Origin of the sequence: Streptomyces novaecaesareae, from assembly GCF_000716875.1 — a bacterium.
Lineage (GTDB): Bacteria > Actinomycetota > Actinomycetes > Streptomycetales > Streptomycetaceae > Kitasatospora > Kitasatospora novaecaesareae.
Map to the genome: position 1 here is coordinate 22965 of NZ_JNWQ01000059.1, position 20087 is coordinate 43051.

General features: G+C 71.8%; 19 protein-coding genes and 1 pseudogene. 16 read left to right on the plus strand and 4 right to left on the minus strand.

Features of this window, described 5'->3' with window-relative positions:
* Nucleotides 1–66 precede the first annotated feature (66 nt).
* Nucleotides 67–1053, minus strand: coding sequence for a coiled-coil domain-containing protein (locus OP86_RS21935; protein WP_051830400.1), 987 nt, complete (start codon nucleotides 1051–1053; stop codon nucleotides 67–69).
* Nucleotides 1054–1131: 78 nt separating this feature from the next.
* Between OP86_RS21935 and OP86_RS21940 the strand changes: the two genes are divergently transcribed.
* The 6 genes from OP86_RS21940 (at nucleotide 1132) to OP86_RS21965 (ending at nucleotide 5704) form a co-directional block, all read left to right on the plus strand.
* A complete protein-coding gene (locus OP86_RS21940; protein ID WP_030055208.1) occupies nucleotides 1132–1617 on the plus strand; it encodes a hypothetical protein in 486 nt (161 codons plus the stop codon).
* Nucleotides 1618–1674: 57 nt separating this feature from the next.
* On the plus strand, nucleotides 1675–2196 hold the full coding sequence (locus OP86_RS21945) for a hypothetical protein (RefSeq protein WP_030055209.1): 522 nt from the start codon (nucleotides 1675–1677) through the stop codon (nucleotides 2194–2196).
* Nucleotides 2197–2278: 82 nt separating this feature from the next.
* The gene (locus tag OP86_RS21950; RefSeq protein ID WP_157849808.1) at nucleotides 2279–3010 is read left to right on the plus strand and encodes a hypothetical protein; all 732 of its coding nucleotides are present in this window, start codon (nucleotides 2279–2281) and stop codon (nucleotides 3008–3010) included.
* A gap of 653 nt (nucleotides 3011–3663) precedes the next feature.
* On the plus strand, nucleotides 3664–3861 hold the full coding sequence (locus OP86_RS21955) for a hypothetical protein (RefSeq protein ID WP_157849809.1): 198 nt from the start codon (nucleotides 3664–3666) through the stop codon (nucleotides 3859–3861).
* A gap of 164 nt (nucleotides 3862–4025) precedes the next feature.
* On the plus strand, nucleotides 4026–5204 hold the full coding sequence (locus OP86_RS33765) for a helix-turn-helix domain-containing protein (protein WP_051830402.1): 1179 nt from the start codon (nucleotides 4026–4028) through the stop codon (nucleotides 5202–5204).
* Between the two features lie 80 nt (nucleotides 5205–5284).
* Nucleotides 5285–5704, plus strand: a complete 420-nt coding sequence (locus OP86_RS21965; protein ID WP_030055213.1) for a hypothetical protein — start codon at nucleotides 5285–5287, stop codon at nucleotides 5702–5704.
* A gap of 535 nt (nucleotides 5705–6239) precedes the next feature.
* Here the strand turns inward: OP86_RS21965 and OP86_RS21975 are convergent.
* Nucleotides 6240–8366 (minus strand): ATP-dependent nuclease, encoded by a 2127-nt coding sequence (locus tag OP86_RS21975; protein ID WP_167344222.1) that lies wholly within the window; start codon nucleotides 8364–8366, stop codon nucleotides 6240–6242.
* A 440-nt stretch (nucleotides 8367–8806) separates the two neighbouring features.
* Between OP86_RS21975 and OP86_RS21985 the strand changes: the two genes are divergently transcribed.
* The 8 genes from OP86_RS21985 (at nucleotide 8807) to OP86_RS22025 (ending at nucleotide 16266) form a co-directional block, all read left to right on the plus strand.
* Complete coding sequence (locus OP86_RS21985) at nucleotides 8807–9106, plus strand: helix-turn-helix domain-containing protein (RefSeq protein ID WP_063832427.1); 300 nt, start codon at nucleotides 8807–8809, stop codon at nucleotides 9104–9106.
* Nucleotides 9103–9801: a hypothetical protein gene (locus OP86_RS21990; protein ID WP_030055217.1), complete on the plus strand. Its 699-nt coding sequence runs from the start codon at nucleotides 9103–9105 to the stop codon at nucleotides 9799–9801. The genes OP86_RS21985 and OP86_RS21990 overlap by 4 nt, the downstream gene beginning before the upstream one ends.
* 54 nt (nucleotides 9802–9855) lie before the next feature.
* A complete protein-coding gene (locus OP86_RS36010) occupies nucleotides 9856–12303 on the plus strand; it encodes a DEAD/DEAH box helicase (RefSeq protein ID WP_051830403.1) in 2448 nt (815 codons plus the stop codon).
* Between the two features lie 45 nt (nucleotides 12304–12348).
* On the plus strand, nucleotides 12349–12741 hold the full coding sequence (locus OP86_RS22000) for a hypothetical protein (protein ID WP_030055219.1): 393 nt from the start codon (nucleotides 12349–12351) through the stop codon (nucleotides 12739–12741).
* Nucleotides 12738–13247 carry a hypothetical protein gene (locus tag OP86_RS22005; protein ID WP_030055220.1) on the plus strand — a complete coding sequence of 170 codons (510 nt, stop codon included), beginning with the start codon at nucleotides 12738–12740 and terminating at the stop codon, nucleotides 13245–13247. Before OP86_RS22000 ends, OP86_RS22005 begins: the two co-directional genes overlap by 4 nt.
* 337 nt (nucleotides 13248–13584) lie before the next feature.
* The gene (locus OP86_RS38265; protein ID WP_245231819.1) at nucleotides 13585–13788 is read left to right on the plus strand and encodes a hypothetical protein; all 204 of its coding nucleotides are present in this window, start codon (nucleotides 13585–13587) and stop codon (nucleotides 13786–13788) included.
* 44 nt (nucleotides 13789–13832) lie between these two features.
* Entirely contained in the window at nucleotides 13833–14324 is a 492-nt protein-coding gene (locus OP86_RS22015) for a hypothetical protein (RefSeq protein ID WP_030055222.1), read from the plus strand.
* Between the two features lie 997 nt (nucleotides 14325–15321).
* Complete coding sequence (locus OP86_RS22025; protein ID WP_157849810.1) at nucleotides 15322–16266, plus strand: hypothetical protein; 945 nt, start codon at nucleotides 15322–15324, stop codon at nucleotides 16264–16266.
* A gap of 160 nt (nucleotides 16267–16426) precedes the next feature.
* On the opposite strand, the gene OP86_RS22030 is transcribed toward OP86_RS22025, so the two are convergent.
* Nucleotides 16427–17050: a LysE/ArgO family amino acid transporter gene (locus OP86_RS22030; RefSeq protein WP_030055225.1), complete on the minus strand. Its 624-nt coding sequence runs from the start codon at nucleotides 17048–17050 to the stop codon at nucleotides 16427–16429.
* A gap of 69 nt (nucleotides 17051–17119) precedes the next feature.
* Between OP86_RS22030 and OP86_RS22035 the strand changes: the two genes are divergently transcribed.
* On the plus strand, nucleotides 17120–18034 hold the full coding sequence (locus tag OP86_RS22035; RefSeq protein ID WP_030055226.1) for a LysR family transcriptional regulator ArgP: 915 nt from the start codon (nucleotides 17120–17122) through the stop codon (nucleotides 18032–18034).
* Between the two features lie 290 nt (nucleotides 18035–18324).
* Here the strand turns inward: OP86_RS22035 and OP86_RS22040 are convergent.
* Nucleotides 18325–19347: pseudogene (locus tag OP86_RS22040) on the minus strand (ISAs1 family transposase); the annotation flags it as partial.
* Nucleotides 19348–19572: 225 nt separating this feature from the next.
* Here OP86_RS22040 and OP86_RS22045 point away from each other — a divergent pair.
* Nucleotides 19573–19905, plus strand: coding sequence for a hypothetical protein (locus OP86_RS22045; RefSeq protein ID WP_157849811.1), 333 nt, complete (start codon nucleotides 19573–19575; stop codon nucleotides 19903–19905).
* The last annotated feature ends 182 nt before the right edge of the window (nucleotides 19906–20087 follow it).

Below are 20087 nucleotides of genomic sequence, written 5' to 3' on the forward strand. Positions count from 1 at the left end.
GCGACGCACTGCCGGGCGCGCGGACAGCCCCAGCACGCCCAGCCCTGTTGGAACGCGCGACCGCTTTCAGCTGGTGTGGTTGCCGCGGCCGCGGGCCTCCAGCTTCTGCAACCGCTCGACCGCGTCCCGTACGGCCTCCCGCGATCTGGCGGCCCGGCCGCCGGCAGTGCGCGCGGCGTCCTCGGCGGCCCGTACGCGCTCACCGGCCTGCGCGAGATCCTCCCGAGCGCTGGCCTCGTGCTCCTGCGCCCGGGCGAGCTCGGCCCTGGCCCGCTCGGTCTCGCCCTGTGCCCGCCGCAGGACCGACTGGGCGTCGCGCAGCACCCGATCGGCGTCGGCCGCGCGCCCGGAGGCCTCCCGCTCCGTTTCCACCGCTGCGGCCACCGTCTCCCGGGCGGCCTGTTCCTGCTCGCGCAGACGCTGCCTCGCGGCCTCGGCCCTGGCCGCGGACCGCTCCTGACCGTCGGATGGCTCCGCAGCCTTGCGGAATGTCCCCTGCCTCGCTGCCGGCTGCGCCGCGCCCGCTGGGGCGCCCACGTCCCGATCCGTCTCGGCTCCGGATGGGGCTGCGCCCGGCCACAGCGGCGGCTCCAGGGCGGCGGTCAGCCGGCCTTTCGCCAGGGCCCGGGCCGCGTCTGGGTCCGCGAGCGCGGCGGACAGCGTTCGGGTCACGTCGCCGACCGCGTCTGCACCGAGCGGGTGACCGGCTGCGGCGGCGTCCTGCCGAGCCTGCTCGGTCAGCGCCTGCACCAGCTGACGGCGCCGGTCGGTGAGGGCGCGCAGCTGCTCGCTGGCGAGGTGCCTCTGGGCGTCCCGAAGAGCCTGTCCGAGCTCAATTAGCTGTTCGACCAGGTCGTGGTGCCGGTGGGCGAGGAGGTTGGCCGCCCATGCGGCCAGGGTGGGCCGGTGCAGCGCGCGGATCCGTTGGGCCAGCCGCGGATCGCTCTTCTTGAGTTCGTCGGCGCGCTCGTTCCGGGTGGCGGTGAAGTCGGTCGGGGCGAGGGCGTAGAGCGCGTCGGCGATCGCGTTGAAGTCGGGCGGCGTGCTGGCCACGTTCGGACTCTACGGCCGGACAGGCAGACAGGCTTGCCGGGGGCGTGCGGGTGGGCGCCCATGGCTCGTTGAACGGTTATGGCAGACGAGATGGACAACGGTCGGATCCAGGGGCCGATGGTGTGGGCGCTGGGGGTGCGCGAGGCGGCGAAGGGCCCGCCGTTCGCGGAGCTGATCGTGGAGGTCGGCGCGGAGCTCCACGCCGGCCTGGTCGGGGCCGCGGTCGACAGCGGCTTCGTGCTCGCCGCAGGTGAGCCGCCGGAAACGAGCGGGGTCGTCGAGGTCGGAGACGGCAGGGTGGAGCGCCTGGTGCTGGTCGGGGGCCGCGAGGTGTGGGAGCCGGACACGCGGGTCGAGGTGTCGCGTGGCTGGCTGGAGGCGGCCCAGGGCCGGGGTGTCGCCGTGGTGATCCTCGTGCCGCCGGGCACGTGGCCACCCGGCCTGATCGAGCTGGAGCCCGAGGAGCGCCTCGATGCGTTCACCCGGCACCTCGAACAGGAGCGGACGGCGGGCCGGGTCCTGCACGGGATGGCATCGGTGCAGGTAGACCGTCCGGAGCGGTGAGGACCGACGAGGTTGCCTGACGGTTGATCACTCGAACAAATTATCGAACAATGAAGTGTGACCGCCCTGCCCTCCACCCCGACGACCCCGGTGATCAGCGATGCCCAGCCCGCACCCCGCGAGCTGATGACCCTGCCCGGACTCCACCGCGACGTCCGGCGCTGGCGCCTGGTGGAGATCCGCCTCGACGGCCAGTGGCGGCCGGCCCTGCTGAGCGTCTGGCGCCGCCCGCCCAGCAGTACCCGCTGGGTCGTCCACGTGCGCTGGGGCCCGGACGGCCCCGGCCCCGGCGAAGAGAACTGGGGCTGGTTCCTCTACGAGGACACCGCCATCCGGCCGCTTCCCGAGCCGGCCGCCCCTGCCCCCGGCGCCGCCCGGCTGCAGGAGGCCGTCATAGTGCCGATTGAGATGACCGGCGCGCCGGATCCGGACGACGCCGGCCGCTGCTGGCACCTTGCCTGGCTGCGCACCGGCGGCCAGTGGCGCTCGGCCTCGTCACCGAACAGCGCCGTTCTGGCCCCGGGCTGCCATGGATCGCCCACGTGCGCTGGGGCGAGGACCGGCAGGCAGCCTGGGTGATCGCCGACGGCGCCACCCTGCGCCCCGCCACGCCTCCCGCCCCCGGGGCGACAGCGCCCTCAACCGGTACGGAGACCGACCGGTGACAACAGTGCTCGCGCCCACCCCGGAGGAAGCTGCGGCCGATCGGGCCGAGCGGCTGGCCGATCTCATGGAGGCCACCTCCCCGGACACCCGCGCCCGCCAACAGCAGGCCGACACCCTGCCCGTACTCGAACCGCTGCGCCCCCTGGTCCCCGGCGGCGGACTCGCCAAGGGCACGGTCACCGAGGCCACCGACACGGGCCTGCTGCTCGCACTCGCGGCCGGGCCAGCGGGGGCCGACCGATACGGCTGGCTGGCGGCAGTCGGCCTTCCCGACCTCGGCCTGGCCGCAGCCGCCGGCTACGGCATCGACCTGACCCGCATGCTCGTCGTCGACGACCCCGGCACCCACTACGCGGAGGTCCTCGCAGCACTCGCCCCGGCATGCCCGGTGATCATCGCTGCTGCGCCCGGGCGCCTGCCGCCCCGCACCGCCGACCGGCTCGCCGCCCACCTGCGCCGCGCCGGCACCGTCCTGCTCACCCCCGGCCCCTGGCCGGGCACCCAGCTGCGCCTGGAGGTGACCGCGAAGTCGTGGGTCGGGCTCGGTGACGGATGGGGCCAGCTGACCGGACGCGAGGTCGAGGTCCGATCCGTCGGCCGCGGTGCGGCATATCGCCCGCGCACCGCCCGGCTGTGGCTGCCCGACGAGAATGGCGCCGTCGTGCCTGCTGCCCCCGGCTCCGCTGCGGGCGCGGGGCGGACGGGTGTTGCTGCCGCGCTGGCGTAGCCGCGGGTGCGCAGGAGGTCCGCGCACCCGCAGGGTGGTGGCGGCCGGTTCTGCGTCCGAACCACCCGGGGGCTGGCCTGCGACGGTCGCGGGCGGCATCAGGCTTTCTTTCGAAACCCCCTGACCGGCCCCGGGGCTAGGTGAGAGTCCTCGCTCAGGACTGTGGGGTCGGGGCGCGCGTCGACTACGGCCACCGCACCGGGGCCAGGCCCGGTGGGACATCACCTGTAGGGCGGCGCGCGCGGGCCGTGTTCGATTCGTCGGGGGAAATGAACCGGGAACGGGCCGCCCGGCCACAGCTGCAGGTGAGTCCGGCTAGACCGGACGACCGGTCGTGATCGAGTGGGGCTGATCGATAGCCGCTTGTGTCCGGCGATGACCGTCTGGGGCGGGGTGGGCGGTCGAAATTTGGCTCAGGTTAACGGATATGACGCTGAATCGCATTTTCGACCCGAGTGGCTACCACTGTGCGTGTCTCGACGGCTACTGTCGCCGCGTGCGGGCCCCGGCAGCCTGGCGTCCAACCGATTGCCGGGGCACCGCCTTTCCAACACCACACAACAGGAGGAGCTGTGTCCTCGTTCTGCAGCGGCCCCGTCCGCACCGAAGTGCCACCAGACGGTGTGTCCGACCGTAACATCCCGCGTCAGCCGGTGGTCGAAACCACCAACCGCCGCTTCACGGTTGACCTGGTGGTGAACGTCCGCTTCAGGACCACCCCATTGCTCGTCGCGGCCCCCGTCGTCTGCCTGACCGCGCTGGACCTCCTCGCCACAGCCGTGGCCCTGCTGGGGCTGGTAGCGGACCTGAGCGGCTCTCACCTGCGGCTCAGCACCTCTGCCCGCATGTGACCCGGCCGGGGGCGGAGACGACCCAAACCGCTCCGCCCCCGGTGGCCCGGCCGCTTCGACGGCCGTAGAGACGCCGTCCTGCACCACCCGCAGGCGGCTTCCACTGTGGAAAGGACCCGGTGTCGCGGGAGCGCTGCGCACCGGACCGAGGAGACCGAGCGCGAATGACGACGAATCAGTTGACCTGCAGGCGCTGCAGCATGATCTTCCAGCGCCCCCGCAAGCGCGGCCGGACGCCGCACTACTGCAGTGAGGCGTGCAAGACCAAGGGCATCAGCACCAGCCGGCGCGACAAGAGGCTGGGCAAGGTGGTGCTCACCCGCGACGCGGGAGCGGCCGCTGTCGCCCGCTCCATCGCGGATCGTGCCGCCTTTATCGTGCACCTGAGCAGGAAGGGCCAGCCCCTCAAGTCGCTGGAGCACCTCACCGTTCTGCTCCAGGACGTCGACGACTACAAGGCCTACGCCGTGCGCCAGGCCCGCGATCAGAAGGAGCCCTGGGAAGCGATCGGGCAGGCCCTGCACATGACGCCCAAGGCTGCCGGTCGCCGCTTCACCGAAGACCACCTGCGCCGCCGCCGCGTGGCCCGGGGACTGCGTATCAGGTCCCAGGAGCCCGTGATCCGGCTCGCGCTGGAGAGCAGCCTCGAGGCGCTCTTCGCCCGCCCGACTGCCCTTCAAGACCAGGACGGAATGGATCCCGCCGACAGTACCGACGGCGGATCGGACACCGAGGACGGCGCACCACCGGGTGGTCGAGGCGAACGCCAGGACACTGCCCAGCTCTCCCGTGCTCTCTCTCACCTCCACCGCTGCTCTGGGGCCACCCTCCGGGCGATGGCCGAGGCCGCCGAGGTCTCCCCTTCCTACGTCTCGCGGGTCCTTTCGGGCCACAAGCTGCCGTCCTGGCCTGTCACCAAGGCCATGGCCGAGGTCTGCAGCGGTAACCCCGAGGACCTGCGGATCCTGTGGGAGGCCGCACGCGGGGCCCGCCCCACACCGCCACGCATCCGCCGCGACGGCGGCGGCCTGGTCGCCGAGGCCGAGGCCGCGCTCCGCTCGACCATGCGCGGCCTGCACCTGGCCGCGTTCGGCCCGCCGCCAGCCGATATCTGCCGGCAGGCCGACGGACGGCTCAGCCCTCGGGAGGTCGCCGGTCTCCTCGAAGGCCAGGCCCCCGAGCCCGTGCCCGACTGGCCCGTCATCGACAAGGTCGTCGACGCCCTGCGCGCCTCCGCCGACGTCGTGCGCCCGCTGTGGGAACACGTCCAGGTCGCCCGCGACCCGTACTGGACCCCCGAGTACGGCGCCTCCCGCTCCACCCTGCCAGCCGCATTCGGCTGACCACCCCGGTGTGCCGGGCCACCGCCACGGGCCCGGCATACCGCCCACCACCGACCCCGCGACCCACCGGGGGAACCACCATGCCCACCCGCCCCGCTCGCCGACACCCGCCCGCCTGCACCCCGTTCCCTGGCCTGGACGCGCTGCTCGCGCTCAACCACGACCACTACCGCGACTATGCCGACCTGCTTCTCGGCCCGGCCGACGCCGACCTCGCCCTGCGGGCGGCATCCGAATACCTCGCGCAGACGTGGCAGGCCATCCTCGGCACCGAAAGCCCGGCGGCCTGCGCCTGGCACGCTGTCCGGCAGCGGGTCCACCTGCTTGCGGGCCCCGGCCCACTGCGGCCTGTCGAGCACCTCGTTCCCCACCTGCAGGACATCGTGCTCCTGCACCTCGCCTTGGGCCTCGCACCCGAGCAGGTCGCGTTCCTCACCGGCACCCGGCCGGCCGACGTCCACACACGAATCCGGGCCCTGGGCACCATGGGTAGCTGCTGACCCCGCCTTCGGTTTGCCACCGCCTCGTCCGCGCAGGGCACTGGCGGGACGGCGAGCAGCTGCCGGAAACGGACCAGGAGCTGCGCGAGCTGCTGCTGCGCTACGGCTACATGGCTGGCTGGAACTGGCGGCGCTGATCGCGCTGGAGGACCACTCGGGTAACTTGCCGGAGGCCGGGTGGGCGGTGCCGAGCAGGGCTCGGCGAGAGCTGGGGCCAGCTGACCGGCCGCGAGGTCGAGGTCCGCTCGTCCGGGCGCGGTGCGGCGTACCGCGGCCGCAGCGCCCGGCTGTGGCTGCCCGACGAGAACGGCACCGTCACTACTGTGCCTGCCGCCGAGGTCAGCGGCACCGGAGGGCCGGCCGTCGTCGCCGCGCTGGCGTAGGCGCAGGTGCGCGGCACGGTCGTGGGCCCGCACGATGATGGGGGCCGGCTTGTCGCCCGATTCCCCGAGCGGGCCCGGGCCGTGCCCACTACGAGCTGCCGTCTGTGGACCCGCGCCGTTGGGACTGGGCAGGCGGCACTCCGCTGGTTCTCTCAGGCTGGTCGGTTTTCGCGGGTGGTGAGGTGGGCGCGGATCTGCCGGTACAGGTGTACGACCTCGGGTGGCACGGTGGGGTGGGCGGCCGCGAATGCGGCGCCGACGCGGGGCTTGCTGTTGCGGTGCTCGGCCTGGACCTTCGCCAGCAGTGCTGTGTCCAGGCGTTCGAGGTAGGCCTCGATCTCGCCGGACTTGGTGCCGTCGTTGCCGAATGCATCGGCCAGGGTGAAGACACCGGCGCGGTTCCAGTAGTGGTGCCAGGCGTCGAAGCCGGCATCCGGGCCTGGCGGATCGGCTGGAGCCAGGCCGAGCTTCGTGAGTTGCTTGCCGAGGTTGCCCTTGGGTGAGAATGCGGGCCCGTCGGCGACGATTGCCCACGGGATCCCGAACGCCTCCAGATAGTTGATGTATCCGCCGAAGCTCGCCTCGCCGCCCACGTCGACCATGGCGATGTTGACGCTTCCCGGGTCACCGAGGCCGGTTGGGTCCTGGTTCCACCACTGGCTCAGGGCGCCGAGTTCGGTGGCCCCTTCGCAAAGGATGACGGCCGAGGCGAAGAGCAGTGCCCGGACGTCTGTGAGGAGCAGGCGCTGCATCCATGCGGCGAGCTGATCCCTGCGTTCGTGTGTCAGGGAGCTGACGTGGGTTCCGCCGGATCGCTGGGTGAGGCGTACGACGCGGTCGAGGTCCGTGATGTCGGAGCAGGGGATCAGGTCGGGGCTGTGCGTGATGACGAGCCCCTGTACGTCGGTGAGGTGGTGAGACAGGCGGCGTTGCACAGTGGGGTGCAGGTTGACGGCCGGTTCGTCGAGCACCACGACGCGGCCCGCCTCGCCTGCCAGCAGGGTGGCGAGCAGCAGGGCTTCCTGCACGCCCGCGCCCGCGAACTGGGCGATCTGCGTGCTGTAGGCCGGGCCGACGAGGATGTCGATCGTGAGCCCAGCGTCCGGCGAGGGGAGGCTGCGCAGGTGCAGGTCGAGCCGGGTGATGTCCTTGAAGACCTCGCAGGCCTGGGCGAAGCGCTGCTGTTCCTCGATGCTGCCATTCTTGAGCCGGTGGAGTTCGGCGGCCACCGAGCTGCCGTCGCGTAGGTCGACGGGACCGGTCAGTTTCGGGAGCGGGAAGTGCCGCGCCAGGGGGAGCCGGCGGTTGTCGGTGAGGATCAGGCCCTGCTGCAGGACCTGGGCGAGGACGGAGCGGAAGTCGTAGCGGACGTTCCTTCCGTGCTCGTGGCCCAGGGCGTGTGCGAGCGCTGCAAGGGCGGCTGGCTCGGTGCGCGTGTCGTGCATGAGGGTCGGGACGTCGACGACAAACGCGCGTGTGGCGTCGAGGTTGTCCAGGATCCTGCCGAAGTCGATGGCGGCCGGTTCGGTTTCTCCGGTCTGCGGCGACTTCATGTGCCGCAGGAAGGAGCGCAGCACCTTCTCGTCGGAGGTCGGCTGGTCGATGGGCAACCGCAGGTTTTCGAGCAGCGGCGCGGCGGTGCGCAGCGGGGCCACCGCGTGTTCCGTCCAGGGCGGAAGCTGCCCCTTATAGAGCTGGCAGGCGTGAGGGCCTCGGAGGAGGAGCTGCATCGGTTGCCCGTTGTGGTTGAAGTTCCAGGCTGCCCACCAGCGGGATCGGTGACGTGCTGTGAATGCGACCTGCAGAGTTCCTCGGAGCAGTGACTGAACGGAGTCGGCGGCGACATTCAGCTCGGTGAAGAGCGTGAGGGCAGCCCTGAGTGAATTCTCGGAGCCTGGCTTGTCGCGGATGTTGGCGGCGTTGGCGGCGACGGCCGCTTCCACGAACAGCCTTACCAGTTCCTGCTCTTGAGGCTGGTCCAGTTCGATGTCCAGGCTGACGGTGTAGGCGTCGGCGCCGAACCGGCCCGCTTGCTCGTACATCTCCAGCGGGTCGGTGCCGTCGTCCGGGTCACCGAGTCTGGGAGCCAGGACGAGGAGGGGGAGCGCGACGGCGGCAGCGAGGTTCGACTTGCCGGCGCCGTTGGGTCCGGTCACAACTGTCGTCCCGGGCTTCAGGAAGAGGTCAAGGGAGGCGAAGGAGAGGAAGTTCTGGGCCGCTATCGAGTGAATCTTCAAGGCGATGCCGTTCGTTCGTGCCTGGCCGGTGCGAAGGAGCATCGCAGACCGCCGCTGTGATGTTGGCGAGTTCTCAAGGTTCTGGCATGCCACCACACCCGCCAGCGCGTCACGGCAGCGGCCGGGATCCGGGTGCGGACACCCGCACGCGGCGGACTCGCCGCACGCTGCCGGGCCCGGGTACACCATCGGGTCATACGGCGTTGTCAGCCAGCTGGCTTGGGGTGTACTTGCCGACCGCTCTGGCAGCCGGTTTCCAGACCCGAATCCCCGGCGCCTCGCGCCACGGCCGAGGCGGTTCCGTCCGTTCCTCGCAGTACAGGGTGGACGGCCCGTGGTACGGCATCTCGTCGGTTCCGTCGATCCACGCGCCGGTGCCGACCATGGCCGGAGGCCTCAATCGGCCTCCTCGGGTGCCATGTGGATCTTTCAGCATCCATATCTCATGGAATTTTTCCATGAGATATGGATAGAATCCATCCATGGTGTTGAGTACGTTGGAGACGCTGCGGCTGACGGTGGCCGCGCTGCGGCAGCGCACCGGCGAGACCCAGCTCAAGCTCGCTACGGCTGTCGGCATGACGCAGGACGGAATCTCGCGCCGTCAGTCCGGTGCGTTGTCCTGGTCGTTGGACGAGGTTGACCTGCTGGCCCGGCACTGGGGGATGGAACCGCTCGACCTGCTGGCCGGGCCGACGCACGCCGCCCAGTGCCTGACCTGGCCGCCCCTGCCCGGGCGGGCCGGCGCCGCCGGGCTTGCCGTGGAGGGGGCTGACCAGTGAGTCCCGCGGACCCGAACCACCCGAACGAGGCGGCCCGCCTCACGCAACAGCTGATCGACCAGGGCTTCACGAAGCGGCAGGTCGCGCGGATGCTGGGCCGCGACGCCTCGCTCGTCTCCCAGTTCTTCACGAAGGGCAAGGGCGCGGCGTTCGTGGGCGCGTTGCGTCAGGTGGTGCGGGCGGTGCGCGGTGGCGAGCGCGACACCGAGGCGCTGGCGGGGATCGCGGGGGAGAGCGTGGAGCGGCGTCGGACCCGGTCCGGGCAGAAGGCCCGGGTGCGGGGCAAGGACGTGGTCGGCACGCCCGGGGAGTCGATGGCCGGGCGCGCTGGGCGCCAGGCGATCCGCTCCGGCGCCTCCCACCTCGCTCCCGTCGTCCACGCCACCGGCCGGGCCGGCGGCCGGTTGGCGTTCACGGTGCGGATGCGCGCCGATCAATACGTCTACTCGGCCGGCTCGGAACGGGACTCCGGGGGCCTGCGCCGCGGCTTCGTCCCGCGTGCGGACGGCACCGAGGAGCGCACCTACGGCTCCGCGTCCACGGGCGGGTTCGATGCCGCCGAGTGGTCCCGCCGTGTGGCGGAGCACCACGGCGACGTCACCGAGGCGATGCGGGCCTGGCTGGTGGAGACCGGCCGCGCCGTCGCGGACGCCGACATTGCGTTTTTGGAGGTCAGGGGCTGGATCCCCGAGTAGTGCCACTAAGTCCCCCGCAGACCCGGTATCACCCGCAGACGAAGGAGTCACGCCGTGGAGACCACGACCACCGCCGCCGCCATCGAGGCCGACGTGCCGGTCGGGCCGCGTGTCAAGGTCGGCAGGCTCCCTGTCCCGGCGCAGCCGTCCGCCGAGCTGCCCGGCGCGGTCGGCCCGGTGAACCTGTTGCCGTTGCACGGGTTCCAAAAGGACGCGGTGGCGGCTGCGGTGCGTGCGGTGCGGGGCGGTGGCCGGGCGACGGTGGTGGCGGCGACCGGCTCGGGCAAGACGCTGATCGCGGCTGGCTGCGCCCGGCGGCTGGCCGCCCGGGGGCGGGTGCTGGTGTTGGTGCCGACGATCGAGCTGCTGGAGCAGACGGCCGAGGCGTGGTCGCTGCGGGGCGGGCGTCGGGGGTTGGCGGTGGCGGCGTGTTCTCGGGATGAGGCATTGGAGAGTGCGGACGCCGGGGGCCGGGTGCGGGCGGAGGTGTCGACGCAGGCCGTGCGGATCGCCGACCTGGTCCGGGCGGCCGAGCCCGGTGAGTCGGTGACCGTGTACGCGACCTACGCCTCGCTGGAGCGGATCGTCGAGGCGCACCGGCTGTACGGCCTGCCTGGGTGGGACCTGGTGGTGGTGGATGAGGCGCACCGTACGGCGGGCTCGGAGGGCAAGGCGTGGGCGGCCGTCCACGCCGACGACCAGGTCCCGGCCGCCCGGCGCCTCTACTTCACCGCGACGCCGCGGATCGCCGACGACCGCAAGGCCACGGACGGCCTGGCCGACCTGGCCGCCGCCGCCGCAGCCGCAGCCGACGATGCCGACGCCGATGTCGACGCCGGCACCGACGGTGGGCAGGGCCGGGTGCTGCCGGCGTTGTGCTCGATGGACGACGAGCGGGTCTTCGGCCCCACCGTCTACACCTGGACGCTCGGGCAGGGCATCGAGCACGGCTACCTCGCCGACTACCGCGTCCTGGTCCCCGTCGTCACCGACGAGGACCTGCGCGACCTGCTCAACCTGCCCGCCGTCGCCGACCTGCGCTCCCAGCGCAGCAACGAGGAACTGCTGCGCCTGGCGTTGCAGGTCGCCGTGCTGCGCGCGGTCGCCGACCTCGGCCTGCGTCGGGTGATCACCTTCCACTCGCGGGTCGCCGCCGCCCGGGAGTTCGCCGAGACGCTGCTCGCCGCCGCCGGTCTGCTGGGCGATGGGGACCGGCCGGAGCGGATCTGGGCGAAGGCGGTCGCGGGCACCGACCGGCTGCGCGACCGCCGGGCCGCGTTCGCGGAGTTCAAGGCCCACACCGGCGAACGGCCCGGCCAGGAAGGGGAGGAGTGCGGGATCCTGTGCAACTCCCGGTTGTTGACGGAGGGGATCGACGTCGCCGCCGTGGACGCGGTCTGCTTCGCCGACCCCAAGAGCTCGGTCATCGACATCGTCCAGGCCGTCGGCCGGGCGCTGCGCCAGTCCTACCGGCAGGGCAAGGTCTCCTGGATCGTCATCCCGGTCTACCTGCCCTCGCCTGTGGTCGGTGACGACACGGCGGTCGCGGACCCGGCGGAGGTCTGTGACGCCGGGGAGGCTGTGAAGGCGGAGGCCGACAGCGAGATCGAGGCCTCCTCTTTCCGGACGATCTGGCGGGTGCTGCGCGCCCTCGCGGCCCACGATGCGCGGGTGGTCGGGCGGATTACCGAGCTGCGCGCCCACCGTGCCCAGCCCCAGCACGCCACCGTGGCCCAAGCCGAGGGGGAGGGCGCCGGGGCCAGCGAGGGGACGCAGGAGCGGCCGGTGCCGTCGGAGGCGCCGGTGGACTGGCTGCAGATCGACGCCCGGCGCCACGCCGGCGCGATCCTGCAGACGGTGAAGCTACGGGCGTTCAACCCGCGGGCGGTGGAGTGGCAGCGCATGCACGCCGTCGCCGCGGTCTTCCACCTGGAGCACGGCCACCTCGACCCGACCGACAAGGCGACCCACGCTGGTCTGATCTCCTGGCTGGACCGCCAGCGCCACCTGCACGGCCAGGGACTGCTCGACCCCGCCCGCGTCAGCGAGTTGGAAGCGCTCGGCATGATCTGGTCGAAGAACGCCAACGCCTGGGAACGCGGCCACGCCTACGCGAAGGCCTGGGCCGCCCTCCACGGCCACCTGGCCATCCCCACCGCCGAGAAGCTCGACGGCTACGCGGTGGGCGCGTGGATGCGCCGCCAGCGCCGGGCCGACAACCTCACCCCGGACCAGACGGCGAAGCTCGACGGCCTGGACGAACTGTGGCGCCTGGAGCCGGACTGGAACCGCTCCTACCGCCGCCTGCTCGCCTACCTCGCCGCCGGCGGAACCCTCACCGGCCCCGTCAACCGCACCGGCCTCGGCGACGACCCGACCTTCCGGCCCGGCACCTGGCTGCGCAAGCAGGACAAGGCCCGCACCGACGGCAAGCTGACCGGCCAGCAGACCGCGCTCCTGGACGCGCTTCACGGCCATAAGGCCGAGACCGCCGCCGGCTAACCGACACCGACGGCACCAAAGAACAACGAGCGAAAGGGATCCACCGTGGACGAAGACCGCTCCGACGAACGCTTCCCGCTGGTGCTGTACCGCTACGACGGTGGCGAGCTGATGATGCCGACCACCCACGTCACCGCCCTGCTGCGCCACACCGCCGAGACCGTGCGGCTGTGGCGGGTCCGAGACCGGGTGCCGCTGGACCTGATGACCACCGCCCGGATCTACGACGCCCTGATGCAGTACGCCGCCGACCTCGACACCGCCATCGCCGGCGCGCACCGGAAGTCCGACCCGGCGGACCGGACCCGGGCCGACGGGTTCGCGCGGCACCTGACCGAGACGGCCGACGCCTACTTCGCGGCCGGCGAGCCCTCTCCGGGGTCGCCCCGGCCTGCCCCGTACCACGCCACCAACGCCTCGGAAGGCACCGCCCGATGACCGCCGACACCACCACCGCCCTGCCGAACCAGCCCCGGACCGGCTCCGAGCCGACCCCGCACCGCCCGGCCACCACGGGCACGCCGGCGCCCGGCTTCCCGTCGGTGCTGGTCCTGGACCCCGGCGTGCTCTCCGACCCGGTGGAGCGGGAGCGGGCCTTCGTCCAACTGCTCCGCTACCAGGCCCAGGTCCGCACCAGCCACGTGCGCCTGGAGGAAGGCGACCGGGTGGAACTGCTGGAGCCGATCCGCACGACGTGGATCGACCCAGACCTGGCCGCCGAGGAGTACTGGGAAGAGGACGCCCGCGTCCACGCCCGCGTTCCGGCCGGCGCCCTCGGCGTCATCACCCTGGTCCGTCGTTATCCGACCCGCTGGCCCTACGTCGTCCAGTTCGACCGCGGCCCCGAGTGCGGAGTGGGCGACTTCCAGATCACCCGCACCTGCGACCAGTCCCTCACCCCCGCCAAGCCGCCCACCCCCGTCCCGGGACCGTGGAACCTCTGACCGCCCGCCCCGGCCGCCACCACCTGGTGGCGGCCGCCGTTGAACCACCCAGCCGAGAAGAGGGGAGAGGCATCATGACCACGCCGGAATCCGCGAACCCGCTGGCTTCCTACACCTGGTGGGGCGACGGCGGCGGCGACGGGGCGTTCGTAGCCGTCGGCGCCGGCGCGGTGCGGCCGGTGAGCCCTGGCAGCACTACGACCTCGGACACGGTTACTGCAGCTACACCTTCTTCGAGCAATGCCAGCACCGCATGGCCTGCGCACGCTGCGACTTCTACACTCCAAAGGAATCCACGCGATCCCAACTCCTGGAAGCCAAAAGAAACTTGCAGAAGATGGCTGTGTCCATCCCGCTGACCGACGATGAGCAGGCAGCCGTCGAGGACGGCCAGGCGGCCCTGGACCGGCTACTCGACCGCCTCGCCGACACACCCACTCCGGCCGGCCCGACACCACGCGAACTGGACGTGCCGGTGACGGCCCGGCTTCTGCCGCTCGTCGACGTCCGACAGGGCGGGACGGGCTCCGCACCGCGCTGATATCGGAGTGCGCACAGGCCCGGGAGAGTGACACAGTCACTGCCGTGACCTTGATGAACGTGCTCGTCGACTTCGCCCGAACCGGCAGGATCGGTCCGCTTCACTGCGGAATGCCCCTGGCCGAGGCTGAGCACCTCCTCGGCCCGGGGCGGCCGCACCCCGCCCACATCATGAAGGGGCCCGACATCGACGGCTACCCGTACTCCTGGGGCGGACTCAAGCTGGACGTCACCCAGCGGGCGGTCAGCGGAATCTGGATCCACCTCTGGCCCGGTTCGACAGCGAAGCTCCCCGCTCTCGTCGTGCCCGAATCAGAGTCGTTCGAGGCCACTGTGCTCCGCGAAGAACTGATCACGGCACTGGACAGCGCAGGCTGTGAGCATCACGTCAACGACACCCTCACCTTCGGCCAGCAGTCCAGCATCCTCACCCGGCCCGCTGACGTCTACGCGGTCTTCAGCCTCCCGGGCCGGGACAACCACGTGCCTCACCGAGACCGTCACTACCTCGACGTGATGCACAAGTACACGGCTTGACATCGCTGATTCCACAGAATGATTCGCGTGACATGGCCTTCGACCTGGCCCGAACTCCAGGTACTGGACAGTCCGGCGACGACGGCCTCCTGGTCGCGGCGGAGGCCGGCGACGAGGGAGTGGCGGGCTGGTAGGTCGTCGGCGAGGACCCGGGTCATCCAGCCGGGGCAGCAAGTCGCCGCGTCGGTCGTGGAGCATGGCGGCGAAGTCACGGACGTGCCCAGCAGCGGCCTTGAGGTGCGGACAGGAGGCCCGGATCTCCTTGAACTCCTGAGCGTCGCCGGCGCCGAGGCGAGCTGGGTCAGTCATGATCCAGCGGACCACTCGGCGGGGCCTCGGGACGGGCCGAGATGCCGCCGGGAGGCCGTGTTGCCTGGCTTCCCGAAGGTAGCGGCGCACGGTCTGAACGCCTCCGGGAAAGCCGAGCTCCCGGAGTTCGCGGTGGAGCAGGGGAATGTCATGACAGCCCTCGTTCCAGCGTTGGTGCAGGTGGGGCTTGTACTCGTCCAGGTTGCCGGGGTACTCGAAGATCTTCTGCCTGCCCGCCGTGCGAGCGTGCGTGTGACCTGATCGGGGCCGGGCTGCGCCTTGCCGTCGGTGGTGGGTGTGGGTGCCGGTGTGGTGGCGGGATTCGGGAAACCGGCGGCGGCGGTGCGTGCGCGCTTCTACATTGTCCGGGGTGACCACGACGCCGACGCTGCCGATCAGTTGGGTGCACGCTGCCCGTACCCGGGTCTCGCCGCGTGCCCGCTTCAAGGAGACTCTGGGCCACAGGGTCGGGGAGGACCGGGCCCGGAAGGCACGGGAGGCGGTGCCCGCCGCGGAGAGGGCGCGGTTGGATGCCCGGGTCCGTGGTGTCCTGCTGCGCTGGCACTGCGCGAACACGGCCGCGAGGTGCCGGGTGCGCGGGGTGTTGTGGGTGTTTGCCGGGGTCGCGGCAGTGGTCGCGGCGAACAGCCCGTGGGCGCGTCGTCCTCCACACCCGACGAGACAGGAGGTGGCCGACTTCGTCGCGGGCAGCGTGGCCGGGGGAATGCTCGCCCTGATGGTCATCCTGGTCCTGCCGGTGGCGGGGGCGGTCGCGTTGTCCAGGTTGGTCCCCAGCCTGAACTGGGCCGAGGCGATCGTGGCATTCACCGCCATCCTCGGCTGCTCCGTCGTGTTCCTGATGATCGTTGTCCAGGGCCGGCACAGGCTTCTGACACCCCTGCCGGGAGACCCCCAGGCGAGGATCAACGGGCAGTGGGCCGGGTTCCTGGCCGCATGCCTGGCCTCCATCGCGCTGAGCGGGTACTACGTGCTCTACAGCCGGGCCCGGGCCAGGATTGCCCGCAAGGTGTGCCGCCCGTTCGACGCGGTGTGCGTTCAACTGGCGCGGCTGGTGGCCGATCTCCACGAGAAGCGGCACCGCTGGTTCGCCGGCGAGGACGTGGCCGCCTGGTCGAGGCGGTTGGAGGAGATCGCGGTCGGGGTGGAGCGCGCCGGCATGTACCCGGGTCGCATCCACAATGCGGGGCCCGAGGTGACGGCCGCTCTTCGGCTGGAGAACCTGCGGATCGCCGCCGTGTTCCGCGCCCACAAGCGCGACCTCGCCCAGGCCCACAGCGCCGCTGCGGTCGACGAGGTGACGACCTCGCTCCTGAACGGCCTGCGGGCGCTGATGGCCGGGGACCGCGCCGCCCTGCTGGCGGGGGCACCATCCAGCGCCGCGGTGCCGGGCCGCCTCGCGCGATGGATGCCACGCCTGGCTCCGGCGGCGGTGTTCGCCGCGGCCGCGGTCCTGCTGCCGATGGTCCCGCTCGTGGCGGACAGCCCCGGGATGGGCACGAGCCTGCGCTGGACCTTCGCCGTGATGGCCGCGGTCTCGCTCGCCACGAAACGCCAAGACGTCGCGGTACAGGTCAACGAGGTCTTCGGCCGCGCCGTCCCCTGGGGCAAGTGATGCCCGCAGACGACCGGATGTGCTTGGTGGTTCTTGCCGGGACGGGGCAGGCCGGGACGGCAGGACGAACGCGACGGTCCGAGGCGGAAGCCCGGGAGCTCCACGCGCCCTTCGGCCCGGTGAGGGCGTGCTCCAGGTCGGCCTGTGCGGTCCGGCCGCCCTATGCCCCGGCGACCAGCATCCCGCCCATCGCCAGCATGGTCGCCGCGACCAGCCCGTCCAGCACCCGCCAGGCCTTCGGCCGGGACAGGACGCCGCTCAGCAGCCGGGCGCCGAAGCCCAGGCCGGCGAACCAACACAGGCTGGCCAGCGCCGCGCCCGCGCCGAAGGCCCAGCGCAGGTCGCCGCGGTCGGAGGCGAGCGAGCCCAGCAGGAGCACTGTGTCGAGGTACACGTGCGGGTTCAGCCAGGTCATCGCCAGGCAGGTCAAGACCGCTCGCCGGACGGACCCCGCCTCTGGTCCGCCGCCAGTGAGCGCGGCCGCCGGATCCGGGCGCAGCACCCGCCGGGCCGCCAGGAAGCCGTAGCAGAGCAGGAATGCCCCGCCGATCAGGCCCACTGCGGTCAGTGCCGCCGGCCAGGCGGTGACCACCGTGCCCACCCCCGCCACGCCGAGCGCGATCAGCGCCGCGTCCGAGACGGCGCAGATGGCGACCACCGCGAGGACGGCGTGCCTGCGGGCGCCCTGGCGCAGGACGAATGCGTTCTGGGCCCCGATAGCCACGATGAGGGAGAGCCCGGTACCGAAACCGGCGGTTACGGCGGTGATGGTGCTGCTGTTCATGGCTTCGACCGTATGGACCGCGCATTGATGAGTACAGCTAAAGATTCTTAAGTAGCCTTAGCTGTACTTATGAACGAGCTTCCCCTGGACCAGGTCCAGACCCTGCTCGCGGTGGTCGACGAGGGCACCTTCGACGCCGCGGCTGCCGCCCTGCATGTGACCCCCTCCGCCGTCAGCCAGCGCGTCAAAGCTCTGGAGCAGCGCACCGGGCGGGTCCTGCTCCTGCGCAGCAAACCGGTGCGGCTCACCGAGTCCGGCGAGGTGGTGGTCCGTTTCGCCCGCCAGCTGGCCCGCTTGGAACGCGACGCCCGCGCCGAACTGGGCCTGGCGGCCGAGCAGGATCCGGCCCGGGTCCCGATCGCGGTCAACGCCGACTCCCTCGCGACCTGGTTCCTGCCCGCGCTCACCCAGGTGCCGCAGGACCCGCCGATCTGCTTCGAGCTCTACCGGGAGGACGAGTCCCACACCACCGCCCTGCTGCGCGAGGGCCAGGTGATGGCCGCCGTCACCTCCTCGCCCGACCCGGTAGCCGGCTGCACCGCGCGGCGGCTCGGGCTGGCCCGCTACCTGGCCGTGGCCACGCCGGAGTTCGCGGCCCGTCATCTCACCGGAGACCTGGCCGAGGACTTGTGCGAAGCCCCCACCGTGGTCTTCGACCGGCGCGACGAGCTTCAGGACGAGTTCGTCCGGTCCCTCACCCGGGGGCAGTCAGGCGCCGGGCGGACCCGCCACCTGGTGCCCGCCTCGGACGGGTTCCGGGACGCGGTGGCCGCCGGTCTCGGCTGGGGCCTCGTACCCGAATTGCAGGCCGATCCGCTGCTGCGGTCCGGCCGACTGGTGGAACTGGCACCCGCCCGGCCCATGGACGTCCCCCTGTACTGGCAGCAGTGGAAGCTGGATTCGCCTGCCCTGTCCACGGTCGCCGAGGTCGTCGCGACGGCCGCCGCCAAGGCCCTGCTGGCTAAACCCACCCGTCGGCCGTAGGCCGCCTGGACACTCCCAGGCCGTCTCCCGGCTGACCAGCCGGCGTTCTACGAGGGTTGGCCGGTCTACTGGCTGGCGATCCCTCCACCAGGGCAGGGCTTCGGCGTAGTCAGCAGGCGCCCGTTTTGCGATCAGGCGAGGCCGAGGAGGGTGAGGGGTCGTCGGGCGTCGCGCGCGTTGCGGCGGAGGCCGGCGGCCATGTTCGTGACGCCGTTCAGCCGGAGGGCACCGACGGCGAGGTTGCGCCAGGTCGCCATCGCGCGGGGTGCGTTTCCGGTCCGCAGTTGGGAGGCGTCCTCGGCGAACGTGGTGTCGCGGACGTGGTGCAGCGCCTCGATCTTCCAGTGGTTCCGGATCAGTTGCGCGAGCTGGGCCGGATTGGTCTGCTCGGCGGTGAGGCTGGTCACCGCGTAGACGGTCGTGATGGTGGTCTTTCCGGTCTTGCGGTCGGTGCGGCGGCGCTTGATCTGGACGGCTTGCCGTGCGCCAGGGAAGAACAGATTGTTCACGGTGGCGACCTTGATCCGGCGGATCTCGGCGCGGCCGTGACCGATGCCGCGGGTGCGTCCCTGGAGCGGGATGTCCTTCCAAGGCAGGGACTTCAGCTGCTTGCGCAGCTTCTTCTGGTTCCCCTTGACGATCGCGATGTAGTGGGCCCGGCGGCCAAGAAGGTAGCCGGCATGCTCGCGCTGGGTGTGCAGCGCGTCGCTGGTGACGACCATCCCGGCGAGGTCGGCGACGCTGTCCAGCAGCGGCTGGAAGCGGCTGGTCTCTCCGTTCTTCTCGCCGACGTCGAGCTGGGCCAGGACCAATCCGGTGGTGTGCTCCACCGCGGCGAGCAGATGGATCTTCCGCCCGCGGGCCTTCGCCGCGCCGCGCAGGCTCTTGCCGTCCACGGACAGTCCGCGCAGTCCGGAGCCCGCGGGCCGGCGGTCGGCCAGCCACCCACCCACCGCCTGGTCCAGGGCATCGCCGTCGATACGCGCGAGCAGCCGACGGACCGTCGCCTCGGCCGGCACCAGCCGCCTGGGCAGCACCGGATCGGGGCGCACTCCGAGCCGCTCCAGCACCTGCGGCGGGACGTCCGCGATCCACTCACCGACCGCCAGCAGCGAGGTCGCCCCGGCCAGCACCGCGCACGCTGTCAGGGCGAGGACCACGGCCAGCGCGTGCCGCACTCCACGCGGATCACGGGGGTCCGGCACCTGGGCCAGCCGCTCCAGCAGACCAGGCACCTCCCCAGCAGCCGCCTCGGGCTGCTCGCGGAGCTGGTCAAGGGCAGTCGGAATCGGGGATGATGCGTCGGCAGGCACGGTCTTCCACTCGGGTCACGGGGCGTAGAAAACTCCGTGATCTCGGAAGCCGTGCCTGCCTTCTTTACGCACGCCGCTACGCGCCCGCGTACGATCACCAGCCGTCGCCGATGAAGTGAGGCTGGCTCGATGCCCCGTACCCCAACGCCGATACACCTGACCACTGTCACCCTGGCCTTGACCGCTCTGCTCGCTTGCGCAGCCTGCGCTGGACAGACCAATGTCGTGCCGTCCGCTCCCGTGCCGACGAGTGCCGCCGCGTCCGCCGTCGCCGCAAGCCCTCCGCCGAGCTCGGGCCGACCGGACCAGCAGCAGCTGGACACGGCCGCGGACGCGGTCTCACGCCTCGGCGGCTCCTACCAGGATGTCTTCACGGGCCTGATGGTGGACGTTCCGGACGGTCGCGTCATCGTCTACCGGAAGCCGGGCGGTGGCGGCTTCGACGCCGCCCTCGCCCACCTGAGTCTGGGCGTGCCCGTGGACCTGCGCGACGCGCCGCGCTCGATCAGCGAGCTGGCCGCCACCCGCAACCGGGTCGTGGCACTGAGAGTGCGGTAAGCGAGGTAATGCCCGTTTCGGGCTTGGAGTTGGGTGAGGATGCCCGGTCGGCGGGGTGGGTCGGTAGTCAGGTGCGGGGCTGAGTGAACAGGCCGGGTTCGGGTTCGGTGAGGATGCCTCGGGCGACCAGGCGTTTCAGCTTCGACCGGATGCCTTCGGTGTTCTTCGGGAGGATCGGCAGG

What these genes read in the sequence shown, in the direction of transcription:
- OP86_RS21940 (WP_030055208.1), top strand. Translation starts at nt 1,132, where the DNA reads ATGGCAGACGAGATGGACAACGGTCGGATCCAGGGGCCGATGGTGTGG.
- OP86_RS33765 (WP_051830402.1), top strand. Translation starts at nt 4,026, where the DNA reads ATGACGACGAATCAGTTGACCTGCAGGCGCTGCAGCATGATCTTCCAG.
- OP86_RS21965 (WP_030055213.1), top strand. Translation starts at nt 5,285, where the DNA reads ATGCCCACCCGCCCCGCTCGCCGACACCCGCCCGCCTGCACCCCGTTC.
- OP86_RS21975 (WP_167344222.1), bottom strand. Translation starts at nt 8,366, where the DNA reads ATGCTCCTTCGCACCGGCCAGGCACGAACGAACGGCATCGCCTTGAAG.
- OP86_RS21985 (WP_063832427.1), top strand. Translation starts at nt 8,807, where the DNA reads ATGGTGTTGAGTACGTTGGAGACGCTGCGGCTGACGGTGGCCGCGCTG.
- OP86_RS22005 (WP_030055220.1), top strand. Translation starts at nt 12,738, where the DNA reads ATGACCGCCGACACCACCACCGCCCTGCCGAACCAGCCCCGGACCGGC.
- OP86_RS38265 (WP_245231819.1), top strand. Translation starts at nt 13,585, where the DNA reads ATGGCTGTGTCCATCCCGCTGACCGACGATGAGCAGGCAGCCGTCGAG.
- OP86_RS22030 (WP_030055225.1), bottom strand. Translation starts at nt 17,050, where the DNA reads ATGAACAGCAGCACCATCACCGCCGTAACCGCCGGTTTCGGTACCGGG.
- OP86_RS22035 (WP_030055226.1), top strand. Translation starts at nt 17,120, where the DNA reads ATGAACGAGCTTCCCCTGGACCAGGTCCAGACCCTGCTCGCGGTGGTC.